The sequence below is a fragment of the Maribacter sp. C-4077 genome (assembly GCF_055378385.1).
Genome location: NZ_AP038807.1, coordinates 3,466,096 through 3,483,049 on the forward strand (window position 1 = coordinate 3,466,096; position 16,954 = coordinate 3,483,049).

Sequence of the window (16,954 nt, forward strand, 5' to 3'; positions counted from 1 at the left end):
TTGCCTTATTTTTTTAACTCTTTTCTCAAAAACTCTGCCGTATAACTGTCCTTGACTTTACAAATTTCTTCCGGTGTGCCATGCGCTATCAGTTGCCCCCCGGTGCGACCTCCCTCATATCCTATATCAATAACGTGGTCCACCATTTTTATTACATCCAAGTTATGTTCTATGACCAAAACGGTATTGCCCTTATCCACCAGTTTGTTCAATACTTCCATCAGAACGCGTATGTCCTCAAAGTGAAGTCCGGTAGTGGGCTCGTCCAGGATATAGAACGTATTTCCCGTATCCCGTTTGGAAAGTTCCGTGGCCAATTTAATTCGTTGTGCTTCCCCGCCGGATAGGGTAGTGGACTGCTGTCCAAGTGAAATATAACCCAAACCTACATTCTGTATTGTTTTTAACTTACGATGGATTTTTGGAATAAGTTCAAAAAAATCGACCGCTTCATTGATGGTCATTTCCAAAACATCCGAAATGGATTTGCCCTTATACCTAATTTCCAAGGTCTCTCTGTTAAAACGCTTGCCGTTGCAGGTTTCACATTCTACATATACATCCGGTAGGAAATTCATTTCAATGACACGTAGTCCCCCTCCCTGGCAGGTTTCACATCTACCGCCCTTCACATTAAAGCTGAATCGGCCCGGTTTGTAGCCTCGTATGGAGGCCTCTGGGGTTTTTGTGAACAAAGACCGAATTTCGCTGAAAACGCCGGTATACGTTGCAGGATTGGACCGTGGTGTTCTACCAATAGGGGATTGATTGATGTCGATGACCTTATCAATATGCTCCAGCCCCGTAATCTTTTTATACGGCATTGGTTTTTTTACACCGTTGAAATAATGGGCGTTCATAATGGGGTAGAGTGTCTCATTGATCAAGGTGGATTTACCACTTCCGGACACCCCCGTTACCCCGATCATTTTTCCAAGGGGGAATTCCACCGTAATATTTTTTAGGTTGTTACCCGTGCATCCGGAGAGTACGATTTTCTCACCATTGCCCTTTCTTCGTTTTTTGGGCACCTTTATTTCCTTTACCCCGGTGATATAATCCGCCGTAAGCGTATGGTGTTTTTTGAGGTCTTGGGGGTTTCCTTCGGAAATAATTTCCCCACCGTGCTTGCCTGCTTTTGGACCGATGTCGATGACATGGTCCGCACGTTCGATCATATCCCGATCGTGTTCTACAACGATCACCGAGTTTCCAATGTCCCGCAAGGACTCCAGTGATTTTATCAGTCGTGAATTGTCCCTTTGATGTAGCCCGATGCTGGGTTCGTCCAAGATATAGAGTACCCCCACTAATTGGGAGCCTATTTGGGTCGCCAACCTAATTCGTTGCGCCTCCCCGCCAGACAAGGACTTTGAACTGCGGTTGAGGGAAAGATAATCTAGCCCTACATCCAGAAGAAAGCGGATCCTGGTACGGATTTCCTTGATGATTTCCTCGGCAATTTTCAATTGGTTTCCTTCCAAGGTTTTTTCCAGCCCCTCAAAGAAATTGGACAATTCCGCAATGTCCATATTGGCTAATTCCGCAATATTCTTATCGTCTATCTTAAAGTAGAGCGATTCCTTTTTCAGCCTAGTGCCTTCACAGGTAGGACATTTTATTTTATCCATGTATTCCTTCGCCCATCGTTTGATGGAAGTCGATTCCGCCTGATCAAATTGATTCTTTATAAAATTTGAAATTCCTTCGTAGTCTATTTTATAGGTTCTTTTTACGCCCAAGGATTTGGAATCCACCTCAAAACTCTCGTTCCCCCCGTAGAGCAATACATCAATGGCCTCTTGGGGTATTTTGCTTATTGGGTCCGTTAACTCAAAACCAAAGCGTTGGGCTATGGTCTCTATCTGTTTAAACGCCCAGGATTTTTTATACTCGCCAAGCGGTGCTATACCACCGTTCTTTATGGAAAGTTTTTTGTTGGGAAATATTTTGTCCGCATTTACTTCGTACACATGTCCCAGGCCACTGCAGTTGGGACACATTCCTTTTGGGGAGTTGAAGGAAAAGGTATTGGGTTCTGGGGTAGGATAGGAGATTCCCGTGGAAGGGCACATCAAATCCCTACTGAAATATCTGGGAACATCAGAACCTTCCTCGATTACCATTAAAACGTTATCGCCACTGTACATGGCGGTATTGATGGTTTCTGCCAGGCGCTTGTGCAGCTCTTCGCTTTCCTGAACCTTCAACCTATCGATTACGATTTCAATATCGTGGGTCTTGTATCGGTCCACCTTCATGCCCTTTACAATATCGCGAATTTCTCCGTCCACGCGGACCTTCACAAAGCCCTGTTTGGCAATTTGCTCGAACAGTTCCCTGTAATGTCCTTTTCGGGATTTGATTACCGGGGCAAGGATATTGATTTTTTTATCGGTATACGCCTCAATGATCAGTTCCTTTATTTGCGCGTCACTGTAACTGACCATTTTTTCGCCCGTATTGTAACTGTGGGCATCACCGGCACGGGCAAAAAGCAAACGTAGGAAATCGTATACTTCCGTAATGGTGCCAACGGTGGACCTTGGTGATTTTGAGGTAGTTTTCTGTTCAATGGCAATGACCGGGGAAAGTCCGTCGATCTTATCAACATCCGGCCGTTCCAGGCCACCTAAAAATTGGCGGGCATAGGCCGAGAAGGTTTCAATGTACCTCCGCTGGCCTTCGGCATAGATTGTATCAAAAGCCAAGGAGGATTTACCGCTTCCCGAAAGTCCGGTAATAACGACAAGCTTTTCCCTGGGAATGGTGACATCGATATTTTTGAGGTTATGAACGCGTGCCCCTTTTACCTCAATATTCTCCTCGTAGTTAATCATAGCAATTGACAAAGTTGCAAAATTACGATTTTGATAGCGAAACAAGAACCCGGTGCCATTTATATTTTACTAATAAAACTCTAAAATTCAGGGCCCTTTCACATAGGGCGACAAATAGCTAATAAGATAGTATTGCTGTTTTAAGCGTTGGTATCAAGCTTGGGAAACCTTTATCAAATTGAGAACCCTTCTCCAGAAAACGGTACTACTAATGTGTACATTTTCGTTGCCCCGTATACCCGAAGTATCCAAGTTCAAGTTAATGGCCTTGTTCTTGAATGTTTGATCCAATATGTCCTTATCCGATAGTAAGGCCATACTCCAATTTGGAAAAAAACGATGTGAATTTATTTTGCGGGTGAGCACTTCCAAATCATAGTGTCTTGGGTCCTTTTTTATTTTATCGAAGACTTGGAGCACATTGGATTTGGGTCCTTCCAAAAATTGAAAGAAATCATTGTCTTGGCAAACAAGACATCCTGTGATGTTGTTTTCTTGATTGACAGAGTTAGCCACCTCGATTATATCCTCAATATCGGAAATTTGAACACCGTCTGACATGGTCGATTTATAGGTAAGTTCATAAATCAAATCATCTGAGGAAAGCGAACTTTTAAATTTGCTGGGCAAGAGTCCAAATCTCTCCGAAAAGGTTTTGGAGAAATAGCTTCTGCTAGAAAAGCCTATTTTGTAGCATACTTCAGAAATGGTCAAATCTGTATGTTGGATAAGCTCCTTTCCTTTTTCCAGGCGTAAGTGAGTGATAAAATTTCCAAGGCTTTCCCCAAAGAGATGCCTAAAACCTGCCTGAAGTTTTTTTGGGGATAATCCAAACGTTTTTGATAGATGGTCAATATTAAGGGATCGGTCTATGTTTTCGGCAATATGTTCGGCAACTTCAGATATCCTGAGTATTTCTGTGTTAGAAAGCGGAAAACTTATTTTAATCTCTTCCTTAGTAACGTCATGGTGCTCCACTTGGGACGCTAATGTATTTACAACGGCACCCTCTACCAACAGTTTGCCTACGGCATCGGTTCTTTTATTTTCGATAAGGATAGATGCGTACTTTGAGGTTAAGGGACTTATCTCACCATAATAACTAAAGGGTTTTTCCTTACTGATGAAGGAGGTTATATCCTCCAATGCTGTCTCCAAGAGCGTTTTTCGTTTGGAATTTGACTCTCCCATTTTTTCCCGTACAAAAATCGCGCTTAACCTTAAATGTACTTTACTGGGAAAGGTTACGATGTTTGGGGACTTTGCGGCACTGGAAAAAATAACATTCTGTCTTGGGTATATTTTATTGTTGTTTTCCTGGTTCTCGAACCTGTGAAAAAAATGACCCTTTACACAGTAAAGAAAATAGATTATGGATGGGTCCTGCTCCATCTTGGAAATCTTTAATTCCTCATTGAAAGTTATATCGTACACCCTTACATTGAGTCCCTCGAATACACTATAGGTGGTAACGGTTCCTTTGCCCACCAAATTGTCAAGCGTTAAAATCGCAGAATCCTGATATTCCTTAAAATCGGCACCAAGGCTAAGAGCCAATTTTCGTAGTTGGTCAAAAGGATGTTCAAAATTAATATGAAGCATGGCAGTGGTAAAAGTCTAAGGGACTCAAAACTTAAAATTAACTATATTTTTTCTTATAAACCTCGTTAAATATTTCTCAAGCACGGATACTGTTAAGCTATAGCGTTATTAATACTAAACAGATTATTAAAGACCCTGCGAATCCTACCTTGGTGTTTTCTGTAGCTGGCCCGTGCCAATCCCAATAGAGTTAAAGATTTTTTTTTAGTATTGTTTTAATATACTTAAAGAATTTGAATGAAGTCTATACCAGTTTTAGTTTTCGAACCTATGCAATTTCCTGCGCAATAATTTAATTTCATCTTGCAAGTTTGTAACTTGAATCAAGAGATGGTGAATAGCTTGGAGTCCTTCCGGGTTAATTTCCAGTTCTTGGTGTAACCTCACCATTTTTTCGAGTTTTGGAAGTTCACTGATCTTAATCATTTCCTTTTCCTCCTTCTTCTCAATTGTAAGGATTTCAAACTCCACGAGCCGATGCACTAATGAAACCTCAATATTGTGATGGTTGCAAAATTCCTCAATAAATATATAAGTAGCTTTTTCCATGATGCTTTTACAAACCTTTTTGTTCAAGTTCCTTAAAAATCCTTTCTTGCTCTGTAGTAAGCTTTACTGGAATCTTTGGGCTATATGTGATAAATAGGTCGCCAAACCCATCTTTTTTATATAAAGGAAATCCCTTGCCTCTAAGCTTCACGGTGGCCCCGTTCTGTGTTCCCGGCTTCACGCTCAATTTCACTTTTCCCGTTAAGGTTTCCAACACTATTTCCCCTCCAAGAACAGCCGTTGTTAATGGGATTTCAACGGTCTTATAAAGGTTGGCGCCCTCTCTTTTAAAAGGGGTGTCGTTCAAAATGGAAAAGGTAAGGTAAAGGTCACCTTTAGGTCCCCCATTGATTCCCTCCCCGCCATATCCTTTTATTTTGATGGTCTGACCGTCTTCAATCCCAGCTGGGATTTTAATTCTTATGTTTTTTCCATTTACAGTGAGCGTGCGCTTATGCGTTTCTTTAACTTCGGAAAGATTTAATCGAAGCTCCGCATTGAAATCCTGCCCCCTGTACTTTGCCCTTCCTTGTTGCCTACTGAAGCCACTACCCCCAAACATGGATTCAAAGAAATCTGAAAAATCACTTTCTTGACCGCCTGAGTATGTGTATTCCCTGTAACCGCCACCAGAAGGTTGACTACGTCTTTGTGATTTGGCCTTTTCAAATTCTTCCGCGTGTTGCCAATCCTTCCCATATTGGTCATATTTCTTTCTTTTTTCAGGGTCGCTCAGTACTTCATGGGCCTCATTGATTTTTTTGAATTTCTCCTCTGCATCCGTGTTGTTGGGGTTTAAGTCTGGATGATGTTTTCTGGCCAGTTTTCGATAGGCGGATTTTATATCTTTTTCGGTCGCGGACTTATCCAACCCCAGAACCTGGTAATAGTCTATAAAATTCATGGTAGTATATCCAAATCTATTCTTCTTTCAAGTTACATAAATCAATGTGATTTCTATTGTCCGCCCAATGATTTTTGTGAACTTGATGCATTCAAACACCTATATTGCTGTTCGAATGCACAAAAAATAGTAGGAATTTGGCGATGGGCTGTTACATGCGGTTTAATGATTTCCATAGAACTAGAAAAGATGATATGATCATGGAAGGAATTTTAGCTACAGATTAAGTTCCTTTCATTTTTTCGGCCTAAAATCCTATAAAAATAGAGACAGAAATATATCAACACTTGATGACACAAGTTGGTCCGCAAGCCTACCTTGATTTCGATATTGAACAACTTGTTGCAACAGGCATTTACGATTGCCAAATCCGGGCAGCCCTATGATGAGAACTGTGTATCGAAATTGAACTAAAAGAACTTGTTTTTTAACTCAGTTCTTTGTTGGCATTTCGTATTTTATTTTTTTCGTTTATAGTGTCTCTGTGATACTTGATTTAGAAATGTTTTTGTTCCAATTAGTTCAAATTTCAGTTCTTTTGGCAATTCTCCAAACAATGAAGCACCACCACCTAATAAAACTGGAATAGTTGTCAGTATCATTTCATCAATCAAGTCTGCTTTTAAAAAATTCCTGATTGTTGTTCCACCATCAATGTATAATCTTTGATACCCTTTCTTATGAATTTGCTCTAAAATTTCCGTTAAAGTTCCTTTGACTAAAAAAGCTTTGTCTTTGTGAGAATCAGGGATTTCTTTCAGTTTGTTGCTCAATAGAAAAACAGGTTTGGTATATGGCCAAGGAACATCAAATCCGATTACAGTTTCAAATGTTGTTCGTCCCATAACAAGTGCATCAATTCCATTAGTGAATTCCAAATATCCCATATCATTATTATCAGGATTTGGAATAGAATATAACCAATCAAGTCCACCATTTTTGTCAGCTATATAGCAGTCTAAACTTGTCGCAATAAATACGCTATTCTTTTTACTCATTCTTCGTTCGCGTTTTTTGTCAACATGAATGCCAACGGTTTACATATGGCTTGTGGCGGTTTCGAAGTGCTTTCATGTCCCCAGAAATCAAAGCTGGCTACAGAGCGAAAACCTTGCTAGAAGCCGTTCACCCGCCATAAGCTATATGCGATGTTGGCACACGTATTTATTTTATAGTTTTTCAATCATTTTTTTCGCTCTACCTGAAACAGACTTTCGTTCGTCCGTTGTCAATCTTTCCAAATGAGGTTTTATCCAGTCTTTCAAGTTCTCATCTTTTTTCGCCCATTTTGTTAGTGTATCCATTGTTTGGTTAAGCACAATCCAATCGGTGTGATTAGAAAGATTATTCTTCATAATGTTTTTCGCCTGTTCAATTTGTTTTTTGGTCATATCCTTGTCGAGCATTCCAAACAATTGAGATAAAGTCCATTGAGTAGATGCTTGGTCTATTATGGCGATATCAGTTAAAAATCGATCGATATATGGAAGTAAGATTGACTTGTTTGCTTTACAAATCCGTTTCATTGCGTTGGAAGTCCGAAGGCGAACAATTTCATCACTACTGAAATAACAGTTAAACAGTTCGTTGAAAAGTTGATTTTCCGCCAAAACTTCGTCCACAACTTCTACCGTATTACCTAATGAGTTAGGATGCCCTCCCTTAAGTCTTTCTTCAAAGTATTTCATTCAGCGATAATTTTTTTTCTTATGTGTGCCAACGGGAGTCTGCGCATCAACTCCATTTAGAATAAAAATAGTTGATCTGTTTTGATTTATAGTAGGCTAGGCGAAGGTTTTATGGCCGGTTGTTTTGTGTGTGGACTAAATTTCCAGGAAAAGGAAAGTCGTTGAAAACACCGTAAATGACCTCGAATATGGATGATATTTCAAGTGCAAGCCTTTTCAGCCTGTTCTTGAGCTCTTTTGGGTCCAGTATGGCCATAAGTCTGCTAAGGTTGTAGCATATCATGATCAGGTTTACCTCGGAGAGCACGTTCTATTTTCCTTTCATCAATGTATGGGTGAAGCCCCATTGTCTTTTGATGGTCCCGAACTGGTGTTCGGTTATCTGTTGCCTGAGCCTGTAATATTCCGGGTTTTCCTCCATCCTTTTTTGGTTTTCCTCCAGGGCCTCCTGATAGATGGAGCGCTCTATGAAGCGTCCGTTCTTGTTTACGGTACATAGATGCCATACGGGACAGACCTTGCAGGCCTGCCCGTTCCTGTAATGCTTGACCTTGTGGCCCGCCTTGTCGTAAACGGTCCCGTTGGTGGCCAATATTTGCCCGTCCGGACAGGTATAGGTGTCCATACCCCTGTCGTACCTGAAATCGACCATGGGATAAAGGCCGTTGTGCTGGGAGGAATGCTCCTTTGGCGAGGAGTATGTCGTTATCCCGTTCTTGGTACAGATGTCCAGGTGCTTGCCGGTGGTGTACCCCTTGTCGGTAAGTGTCCGCATGCTTTCCATGCCCAAAAGTTGCTTTGCATCGAGTGCCATGGGCGAGAGTGCATGGGTATCGTTGACGCTCCCCGTAGCGTTGTTCACGAAGAGCTTGTGCTTTGCATCGCACCCTGCCTGTACGTTATAGCCAACGTTGACGATGTTTCGGTGCAGTACCACCGACCTGGCATCGGGATCGGAGAGGCTGATCTGTCGTTCCCCGCTGGCCCGCAGCTCTTCCCCGATGTTGCGGTATCTTTCCTTCTTCGATTCCTGGTAGGCTATCCTGTCCTGTATTTTTTCGGTATCCGAATCCCCGTCCCCGGCGTCAAGTTGTTGTTGGTATTCCTGGATCTTGTTGTCTATGTACTCGATATGGCGGTCCAGCTTCTTTTGGTTGAAGTTGTTCTTCAGGGCGTTCTGGGCCCTTATCTTGAAGGAGTCGATGGCGATGGTCTCGCCTTCGATGAGTTCCCAGTCCTTGAGAAGCCCCACAAAATATCGGAAGGCCTGTTTAAAGGCCTTCGGGTTGTCCTTCCTGAAATAGGCCACCTTCCTTGTCGAGGGGCGCAGGCCCTTCAGGAGCCATATGACCTCGAGGTTTACCTTGCAGGCCTGTTCCAATTGGCGGGAGGAGCGCAGTTTGTTCCTGTAGCCGTAGAGATAGAGCTTGAGCATGTCGGAAGAGCGGTAGGGCGGCCTGCCCTCGATGTTCAGTACATCCCTGAACCCGAGTTCGCCCATCGGGAGTATGTCCACGAACATATCGACTATCCTTGCCCATGAATCGGGACCTACGGCGGACTCGAAATCCATCATTACGAGTTGGTCCCTGTCAAAACCTGTTATAAAATCCATACCATTAAGATAATCGATATCAGGATGTTATGGACCTTTAGGCTGTAAGGGTAATGAACAAAGTTATCAAGAAAGGGTAGGTTTTTGCGCAGTCTGACGGTCTTGAGTATGAGCAGTAGCGGATTTTAAACAACTACTTTTCGGATAACAATATACTTTAATTTAACGAAAAACAGTTCGAGTTAGCACTCAAACCGCTATTGCTTATACACGTTGTTAGCCACTGGCTTTTTCTTCATATTCTGGGCAATCCAATCGGATTTCAGTCGCCTTTAATTCCTTTTGAAGTAGGTTGCAATAATCTGTTCCGTCATTTTTTTTATAGAAGATACAACCAAAGCAAGTCCGTTGCACGGTCAAAATTCCACTACGGTTCAATTTGTAAATCAGTTCGCTAATAGTGCCGAAGAGACTTTCTAATTCGTTTTCGTTGAATTTGTCTATCTGCTTTTTGAGAGGTTTAGCGAAATCGTTCGTTTCTGTTACTAATTTTCTTCCCAATTCGCTCAACTGTAGTGAATAGCTACGACTGTCCGAAGAAGAAAAGTCTTTTGAAACCATTCCTTTTTTGTCCAAAACCCTTACTGCATCGCTAATTGTTGGCTTGGTCACATTAAACTCTTTTGCCAAATGGCTCACATTGCACAATTCCTGTTTGTGGAATGCTATGAAAATTAGTATCTGAATTTGGATTGGACTTAAACCTACTAATTTGGCTTTTTCCCACAACAACACTTTAAACACTTCTGAAATCCGTTCCAATCCTGTAACGATTTTGCTCGAAGTATCTATTTCCTGTTGTTTTGGGTTAAATAAGCTGTTATCCATAACAAAGTCCCGTTTGATGAACGGGACAAAGTTAGTAATCCTAATTAAATTATTCGCAATTTTCCATTTCAATGATGTGAAAGCCAACATTTTCAATAGATGAAATTATCTGTTCGGTAGCTTGTTCTATGTGGCAGAACTTGCATTCTTTTGCCGTTAGATGCTCTGTGGCAAAAAGTTTTGTTTTTAGATATTGCTTTCCGAAACCAAAAATGGTTTCTTCATCAGTAACTTCATTTGGCACGAGGATGTCAAAATGCATCACTTTTCCATCTTCTCGCTGAACGTAGGTATCCCAAACTGAAACTTTCATTCTATTGTTTTTTTACGGTGTAAGGCAATGATAAATCGCCACTTGCAACGCCATACACTTCATAAACGCCCAACATTGGCATATTTTCAATGCTTGTGTTCACTTTCATAAATGCTGTAACACCATCATAGTTAAAATCTGATTGATTGTTCATTCTGTAATTTGGAACAATGACTTTTATCGTATTTCCAATTGTGGTTACAGGAAATCCTGGCGAGTCCATATATATTGGCATTCCTGGATTGGTTGGTGGCAATACTACGGTTTTGTCTGCTTTTTTAAATTGTTTTACCGAAAGCCCACCTGCGACCCTTTCGTCTTTTGTTAAGATTACCCAATGTGGATGCCAAACAAGTCCGTCATTGTCAAAAATTTTATCGTTGTTTTCATCCCAAAGTGGTGTATCGTCAAAATCGGGATGTGAAGTTAGGGCAAGAGCAACAATACCGTCCGTTTGACCAAATCCTACATCAGTCGGTTTTAAACTTGTTGGGAACACATAACCCAAAACAGGTGCACCATCCAATTGCCCTGCCTTTGTTGGTGTAGTTTTTCCTGCTGTGCCGTTAACATCAATTTCCCAAACCGTTATCCCCAAGTCCGACTTATTGGTTACACGAACATCTTTTATGGCAAAGTCATCGTTTTTATATTCACTTTCCTGTGCACACGACTTTGTAGTGCTTAAAAGAATTGTAGCTGAAAGTAATAATACTATTGATTTCATAATTTAAGATTTTAAAAGTTAGGATTCCAATAAATAATTAGGAATCCTAACTATTTTGATTAAAAAAAATTTTAGCCCTTTACATCGTCCATTGATGCACCAAAGTTGATGTGTAACGTATTTCCATTTGGTGTTACCAATGCTGGGACAGATTTTACACCTGCGTTTTCGGCTTCTGAAATTCTCGACCTGTTTTCGCCAATGTGGACAACTTCTACATTGTCGGCTCCGATTAAGTTTACTATGTCCTGTTCTGCACTTACACATACTGGACAACCTGCGTGATAAAAAATTGATTTGCTCATTTTCTGAATGAATTTAAACTGTTATTGCATTATTGCTTCGCAAATATAGTAAGGAATCCTAACTATACAAATTAAATTTAAGATTTTATATAAACCCAACCTTGTTTTCCCGATTGAAATTTAGCCTTTACCCTTTTGTAATCAGCTACTTCATACAAATCTGCTTGCCTTAATTCATCGGTGGAAATTTCTAAAAGTGTTCCGTTTACTCGGTCATTTGGGTCTTTACTTGGAATAGCAATTGGGTGAAACTCCTGCTCGCTTTTTTTAAGAACAGTTCTGTCGGTAATTTGAAGCTGTTCCAATTTGTAGCCTGTTAATATTTCCTTTGTTCCGTTCAGTTCTCTTCCGAACGATTCGAGTTGCACCTTTTTGAGTTGAAGTGTTCCATATGAAAACAAGAGTTCTTTCATTTGCAGGATGTTTGTTCAGCTTGTGGCTAACGGTTGTGTGTATGAGCAGTAGCGGAATTAAAACCACTTTGCTTTCGGATAGCAAGATATTCAATTAAATGCAAAAACGGTTCAAGTATGCACTCAAACCGCTATTGCTTATACACGATGTTGTGGCACGTTTTTTTTATTAGTACACCGCTTGTTCTGCTACTTCTCGGTTCTTTTCCAAGTCCGATTTTACACTGTCTAATTTCATTCCTATGGTCATTAACGGAACTTTGCCAAGTGGTAGTCTAAGGGTAGGACTTTTGGAATAAACAAAGTCAATGATTGCATTTGAGGCTTTTACAGGATGTCCTTCTTGTTTTCCGTTTACAGATTTTAGCTTGTTTCTAAATGCTCCTGCTGTTTCGGTATAATCGTCAATCACTTTTTCCGCTTCTCCAAGTCCTTTGCCTGCAAAGTTGGTGCGGAATGGCCCTGGTTCCACAATGGTTACCTTAATTCCTAAAGGCTCCACCTCTTGTGCCAATGCTTCGCTGAATCCTTCCAAAGCAAACTTGCTTGCATTGTAAATGCCAAAACCTCCAAACGCCTTTATTCCACCGTGGGAAGAGATTTGGACAATATGCCCTTTTTTCTCTTTTCGCATAAAAGGAAGAACCGCTTGTGTCAATTTGAGTGTTCCAAAAAAATTAGCTTCAAACACCTTTCGGGTTTCTTCTAAGGAGGTTTCTTCAATAGCTCCTACAAAACCAACTCCTGCGTTGTTTACCAAAACATCTATTTTACCAAATTTAGCAATAAGTTCTTCTACTTTTGATTCGATGCTTTTTTCATCACTTATATCTAAAAGTATGGCAAAGCCATTGCCATCGTTCGCTCTATTATAATCATCAACTTGGGTTTGTTGACGAAATGTACCTATGGCAAAATCGCCATTTTCCATTACAGATTGGGCAAGAGCCTTACCTAATCCGCTTGAAATTCCTGTTATGAACCAAATTTTCTTATCCATTTATTTTTAGTTTAAAAGTGATTTAAGCTTATCTCTTTCGTAGTAGCCGATAATTACAAAAAGTATAGTCGGTGCTAACCAAATTCCATTACCAACGAAATCGTGAGCAATATGAAAAGCCACAATGTTGAATATCACGGGCAACAGTATAAGCCAACCAATGAATTTAGTCTTTTGAATAACGAGTAAAATACCGCCTATTATTTCTGCCAGTGCCACTACTTTAAAAAGGTAAGTGGAAAACATTGCACCCATAAACTGCTGTGCAGTAGGGTCTGCTGGTGGTTCGACTGGTATAAATCCAAAAAATTTGTTTAGTCCAAAAACTACCATTGCAAATGCCAAAACGCTGTTGAATATCAGTTCATCAATTTTTTTCATTGTCTTATTTTTTAAGATTTTCAATAATTTCTTCTATCTCTACCCTGTTTCTGTAATCGCCACCCAACGACTTTGCAAAAGAGATGGTGGCATCTTTATCAATCACGAAAACGGCAGGAACAGGCAACTCCCTAGAATCGTCTGCATAATGAGCATCAAAGTCAAACCCAAGTGCAGACATTGTATTTAAGGGTGCTTCTCCGTTTTTAAATACCGTTGTGTATTTTCTTGCTACGATGTTTCCATTGTCGCTCAATACCTCAAAATTGAGTTCGTTTTTCTCCTTGATATTTAAAGACTCGTCTGGTGTTTGGGGTGAAATAGTTACCAATTCTGCACCCAAACTGTGGATTTCATCCAAAGACTTCTGATAAAGCGAAAGTTGTAGATTGCAATAAGGACACCAGCTACCTCTATAAAAGGTCAATACTACTTTGCCTTTTTTTAGCAAATCCGATAGTTTTACAGTCTCATTGATAGCGTTTGAAAGAGCAAAATCTGGGGCTTTGTCTCCTTCTTGAAGTTTTGGAATGGAAGATTGTTGATCTTGTAGATTTTGTGCATCATCATCAAAGACAGATAATGCTTCTTGAGGCAACATATTTTCTAGGTTTGCCCTTAATTCGGTTAGTTTTTCTTGGTAAGAAATACTTGTTGTGTTCATTTTACTTTGTTTTAAATTATGTCAAAATTGACTTTACAAAGGTCAGGGAACACTCCAACTTTATTAATGAACTAGATTAGGAAATGGTCTTAATGTAGATTAAGTCTATTGGGTCAAGTCTTTTCTTATTTTCGATAAGAACTCTGGTGTAAAACCTAGGTAAGAAGCAATCACTTTTTGAGGAACACGCTGAATCATATCAGGATAGCGTTGCATAAGTTCAAGGTATCTTTCCTCCGCAGTTAGACTTAAATTGGACAATGCCCGCTTCCGCGAAAAGGCAAAAGCTCTTTCTGTCGTAATTCTAAAATATTCGCTCAAGGCGTGTATTTCCTTGCAAAGTCCTTCGATATCGTCATAGGTCATTTGAAGTATGGTTGAATCTTCTAAAGCTTCTACAAAAAGGGTTGCAGGCGTTTGGGTTATGTAACTATAAAAATCACTCACGAACCAATCCTCAAGTGCAATTTGAACAGTGTGTTCTTTGCCTTCATTATCTATAAAGTAAGAACGGAACGCTCCTTTAACAACATAGTTTCTGTATTGACAAACATAATTCGGTTGGTCAATAAACTGTCGTTTTTTGATTTTCGTAGTTCGGATTATGGCAATCAATTTTTCCGTTTCCTCTTTGGTAAGAGTAACGTATTTTCCAATGTTTTCTAATATGCCTTTGTATTGTTCCAATTTTTTTTCAAATGTGCCTAACGGTCTCGGCTATGAGTAGTTGCGTGGGTTAGCACTTAACTTTGCAAGTACACACCAAACTGAAAATCCGAGAGGATTTTCAGAAATAGGCGAGAACCAGCAATTACTTATAGCATCTATGTAAAAGCAGCGTGTCCTTTATCTTTAAAGTTCTCTAAAACAAAAAGATATGAAAACGGAACACACTGCAAGACCCAAGTTATTCATTGGTATCGACATACACAAGCGCAGTTGGAAGGTACACTGTGCCACGGACCTGTCCTCCGGCAGGACCTTTTCGATGTCCCCGGACCCGGAATGCCTAAGGGAATATGTGGGGCGGCACTATCCGGGCCATGAGGTCTCGACGGCCTACGAGGCCGGCTGTTGCGGTTATCGTGCCCATCGTTGTTTCGAGGGTTATGGCTGGCGCTCGCTGGTGGTGAACCCTGCGGACATATTCAGGCGGGGAAAGGAACGCCACACAAAGACGGACCGTATCGACGCTCAGCTCATAGCCCGTGAACTGAAGGACGGGCGTTTGGGGGGCATCGTGGTCCCGGACCCCCAACGGGAACAGTTGCGAAGCCTGTTCCGCAGAAGGAACGACCTGGTCAAGGACATGCGCCAGATCAAGAGCTACATCAAGATGCAGTTGCTCTATTACGGCATCAAGGTCCCGGAGGAGTTCGACAACGACCACTGGAGCCACGCGTTCAGGAACTGGTTGGACGGTTTGGAATTCGCACACCCGACGGGGAAAGAGGTGCTTGAGAGCCGCATGCGCAGCTTCAGGTTCGTCGACCGGGAGTTCAGGGACGTATCGACCCGGTTGCGAAAATGGACCAAGGAACACTACAAGGAAGACTATATGCTCTTGCGCAGCATACCCGGTATCGGCCCCATAGTGGCCAGCGGGATATTGGGCGAACTGGGGGATTTGAGGAGGTTCGGCAACATCAAGCAACTTGCCGGTTACGTGGGTCTTTCCCCCGGGATCTACCAGAGCGGGGATACGGTACGCCACACGGGGGTAAGTATGCGGGCACATCGGTTGATACGCAGTTATTTCATCGAGGCCTCCTGGCAGGCCATACGCACGGACCCGGTGATGCAGGGATACTACCGCAAGCACCATGGCAAGAACGTGAAATCCGTGATCGTCAAAGTGGCCCGTAAGCTTTTGAGCCGTACCCTGGCGGTGATAAAAACGGGGATTCCCTATGAGATAGGGGTAGTGGAATAGGAAAATTTGAACAGGACATAGCGAAGCTCACAATGGAAGTAGAGAAGTTTGGACCACAGAACAATGTAGGTGATCGCGATAGCTATCGGGAATCACACCGGTTAGCAAGTGGCCAAACTTATTATAGCTTATAATCATACAGATGCCGGTGAACACGGAAAAGAGTGTATCACATATAGGATGCGGAGCAAGTTATATGGTATTGAACGGTTGATAATCCTATCGGAATTATCAACGATTCAACACCCCAAAACCATCATTATGAAGTAATTGAAAATTAAATATTAACTTTAGAGAACTGGACTAGGGCTTTTCATAGGATACATTGTTGGGCACAGTAATTTTTAGTCCATATATCCTTTCAATCAAGGCTAAGTCATATCCATAGCCATATCCCATAACATATTCAGTCGGCATGTTATCCGAATTAAATTCTGCTTTAGCTTTAAAGTAATCAGTCATTATTTTTTTAGGATGTCTTTGTACAAACTCGGTCAGGTAGCTATTCGCTAAATCCACTTTTGAATAACTTAACAAATATTGAACTGTACTAATCGGATTAGTTAACTCAAAATCTCCTTTTGATATTTGGTCAATAACCAATTCAGAATCTTGTAATTGTTTGAATATCCTTAATAATTTTCCGCCACAAACATCTGTCACAGTCTCAACAGCAGTATTAAAATCCTTGTCAATTGCTAAATTCCATATACTTTTACCTTTTTCTGGGTTAATAAGGCTTCCTAAATCATGAGAAAAAAGAATATCACTCCAATAATTAAGTAATGGATTGGTCTTGCCAAATTTTTGTAAATCCTTAGAACTTATCGAAAAATAGCCAGAAAACTCAATGTATTCTCCAGCAACATTATCTCTGTCAGAGGTAAATTTAATTTCTAGTTTATATTTTTTATCCTGACTTTCTATTTTTAATTTCTGGCTACTTTTTAAATATATGAATCCGAAATCAACAAGTTTCTCTGCAATCAATGTGCAACAATTCAAATATACATCTCTAGGTTTTAGAGAATCACTCGAATTGCTTCTTGCTTTTGATTTTCTTTCCTTTTTTGCAAAGATTTGATTTGTTAAATCATCGATATTTTTAATCCATTTCATATCTCTATGTTTCGCAGTCCGTGCTTATTGTGCCCAACGGTTCGTGTATGATTAGTTGCGGACTTTTCATGTA

Annotated in this window: 18 protein-coding genes; 1 reads left to right on the forward strand and 17 read right to left on the reverse strand. The window is 40.8% G+C overall.

Going from position 1 to position 16,954, the window contains the following annotated elements:
- Positions 1–5 precede the first annotated feature (5 nt).
- The 16 genes from uvrA to ACZ41C_RS14890 form a co-directional block, all read right to left on the reverse strand.
- Positions 6–2,840: an excinuclease ABC subunit UvrA gene (gene uvrA, locus ACZ41C_RS14815; RefSeq protein ID WP_464562538.1), complete on the reverse strand. Its 2,835-nt coding sequence runs from the start codon at positions 2,838–2,840 to the stop codon at positions 6–8.
- A 153-nt stretch (positions 2,841–2,993) separates the two neighbouring features.
- Positions 2,994–4,442 carry a BLUF domain-containing protein gene (locus tag ACZ41C_RS14820; RefSeq protein ID WP_138258464.1) on the reverse strand — a complete coding sequence of 483 codons (1,449 nt, stop codon included), beginning with the start codon at positions 4,440–4,442 and terminating at the stop codon, positions 2,994–2,996.
- A 255-nt stretch (positions 4,443–4,697) separates the two neighbouring features.
- The gene (locus tag ACZ41C_RS14825) at positions 4,698–4,991 is read right to left on the reverse strand and encodes a chaperone modulator CbpM (protein ID WP_138258465.1); all 294 of its coding nucleotides are present in this window, start codon (positions 4,989–4,991) and stop codon (positions 4,698–4,700) included.
- A gap of 7 nt (positions 4,992–4,998) precedes the next feature.
- The gene (locus tag ACZ41C_RS14830) at positions 4,999–5,895 is read right to left on the reverse strand and encodes a DnaJ C-terminal domain-containing protein (RefSeq protein WP_464562540.1); all 897 of its coding nucleotides are present in this window, start codon (positions 5,893–5,895) and stop codon (positions 4,999–5,001) included.
- 458 nt (positions 5,896–6,353) lie between these two features.
- Positions 6,354–6,893, reverse strand: a complete 540-nt coding sequence (locus ACZ41C_RS14835; protein WP_464562542.1) for a dihydrofolate reductase family protein — start codon at positions 6,891–6,893, stop codon at positions 6,354–6,356.
- Between the two features lie 171 nt (positions 6,894–7,064).
- Positions 7,065–7,583, reverse strand: coding sequence for a hypothetical protein (locus ACZ41C_RS14840; protein ID WP_464562544.1), 519 nt, complete (start codon positions 7,581–7,583; stop codon positions 7,065–7,067).
- Between the two features lie 310 nt (positions 7,584–7,893).
- A complete protein-coding gene (locus tag ACZ41C_RS14845; RefSeq protein WP_464562546.1) occupies positions 7,894–9,198 on the reverse strand; it encodes an IS1182 family transposase in 1,305 nt (434 codons plus the stop codon).
- Positions 9,199–9,414: 216 nt separating this feature from the next.
- The gene (locus tag ACZ41C_RS14850; protein ID WP_464562548.1) at positions 9,415–10,026 is read right to left on the reverse strand and encodes a MarR family winged helix-turn-helix transcriptional regulator; all 612 of its coding nucleotides are present in this window, start codon (positions 10,024–10,026) and stop codon (positions 9,415–9,417) included.
- A gap of 49 nt (positions 10,027–10,075) precedes the next feature.
- Positions 10,076–10,339 (reverse strand): DUF2024 family protein, encoded by a 264-nt coding sequence (locus ACZ41C_RS14855; RefSeq protein ID WP_464562550.1) that lies wholly within the window; start codon positions 10,337–10,339, stop codon positions 10,076–10,078.
- 1 nt (position 10,340) lies between these two features.
- Positions 10,341–11,066 (reverse strand): hypothetical protein, encoded by a 726-nt coding sequence (locus ACZ41C_RS14860; protein ID WP_464562552.1) that lies wholly within the window; start codon positions 11,064–11,066, stop codon positions 10,341–10,343.
- A gap of 71 nt (positions 11,067–11,137) precedes the next feature.
- Positions 11,138–11,371 (reverse strand): thioredoxin family protein, encoded by a 234-nt coding sequence (locus tag ACZ41C_RS14865; RefSeq protein ID WP_464562554.1) that lies wholly within the window; start codon positions 11,369–11,371, stop codon positions 11,138–11,140.
- 77 nt (positions 11,372–11,448) lie between these two features.
- The gene (locus ACZ41C_RS14870; RefSeq protein WP_464562556.1) at positions 11,449–11,784 is read right to left on the reverse strand and encodes a gamma-glutamylcyclotransferase family protein; all 336 of its coding nucleotides are present in this window, start codon (positions 11,782–11,784) and stop codon (positions 11,449–11,451) included.
- 169 nt (positions 11,785–11,953) lie between these two features.
- Positions 11,954–12,784, reverse strand: coding sequence for an oxidoreductase (locus ACZ41C_RS14875; RefSeq protein ID WP_464562558.1), 831 nt, complete (start codon positions 12,782–12,784; stop codon positions 11,954–11,956).
- 6 nt (positions 12,785–12,790) lie between these two features.
- Complete coding sequence (locus ACZ41C_RS14880; RefSeq protein ID WP_464562560.1) at positions 12,791–13,165, reverse strand: hypothetical protein; 375 nt, start codon at positions 13,163–13,165, stop codon at positions 12,791–12,793.
- A gap of 4 nt (positions 13,166–13,169) precedes the next feature.
- Positions 13,170–13,829: a peroxiredoxin-like family protein gene (locus ACZ41C_RS14885; protein ID WP_464562562.1), complete on the reverse strand. Its 660-nt coding sequence runs from the start codon at positions 13,827–13,829 to the stop codon at positions 13,170–13,172.
- A 105-nt stretch (positions 13,830–13,934) separates the two neighbouring features.
- A complete protein-coding gene (locus ACZ41C_RS14890) occupies positions 13,935–14,516 on the reverse strand; it encodes a Crp/Fnr family transcriptional regulator (RefSeq protein ID WP_464562564.1) in 582 nt (193 codons plus the stop codon).
- Positions 14,517–14,706: 190 nt separating this feature from the next.
- Here ACZ41C_RS14890 and ACZ41C_RS14895 point away from each other — a divergent pair, with 190 nt between their 5' ends.
- On the forward strand, positions 14,707–15,762 hold the full coding sequence (locus tag ACZ41C_RS14895; protein ID WP_138259787.1) for an IS110 family RNA-guided transposase: 1,056 nt from the start codon (positions 14,707–14,709) through the stop codon (positions 15,760–15,762).
- A 303-nt stretch (positions 15,763–16,065) separates the two neighbouring features.
- Here the strand turns inward: ACZ41C_RS14895 and ACZ41C_RS14900 are convergent, their stop codons facing one another.
- The gene (locus tag ACZ41C_RS14900; protein WP_464562566.1) at positions 16,066–16,881 is read right to left on the reverse strand and encodes a hypothetical protein; all 816 of its coding nucleotides are present in this window, start codon (positions 16,879–16,881) and stop codon (positions 16,066–16,068) included.
- Positions 16,882–16,954: the final 73 nt, after the last annotated feature.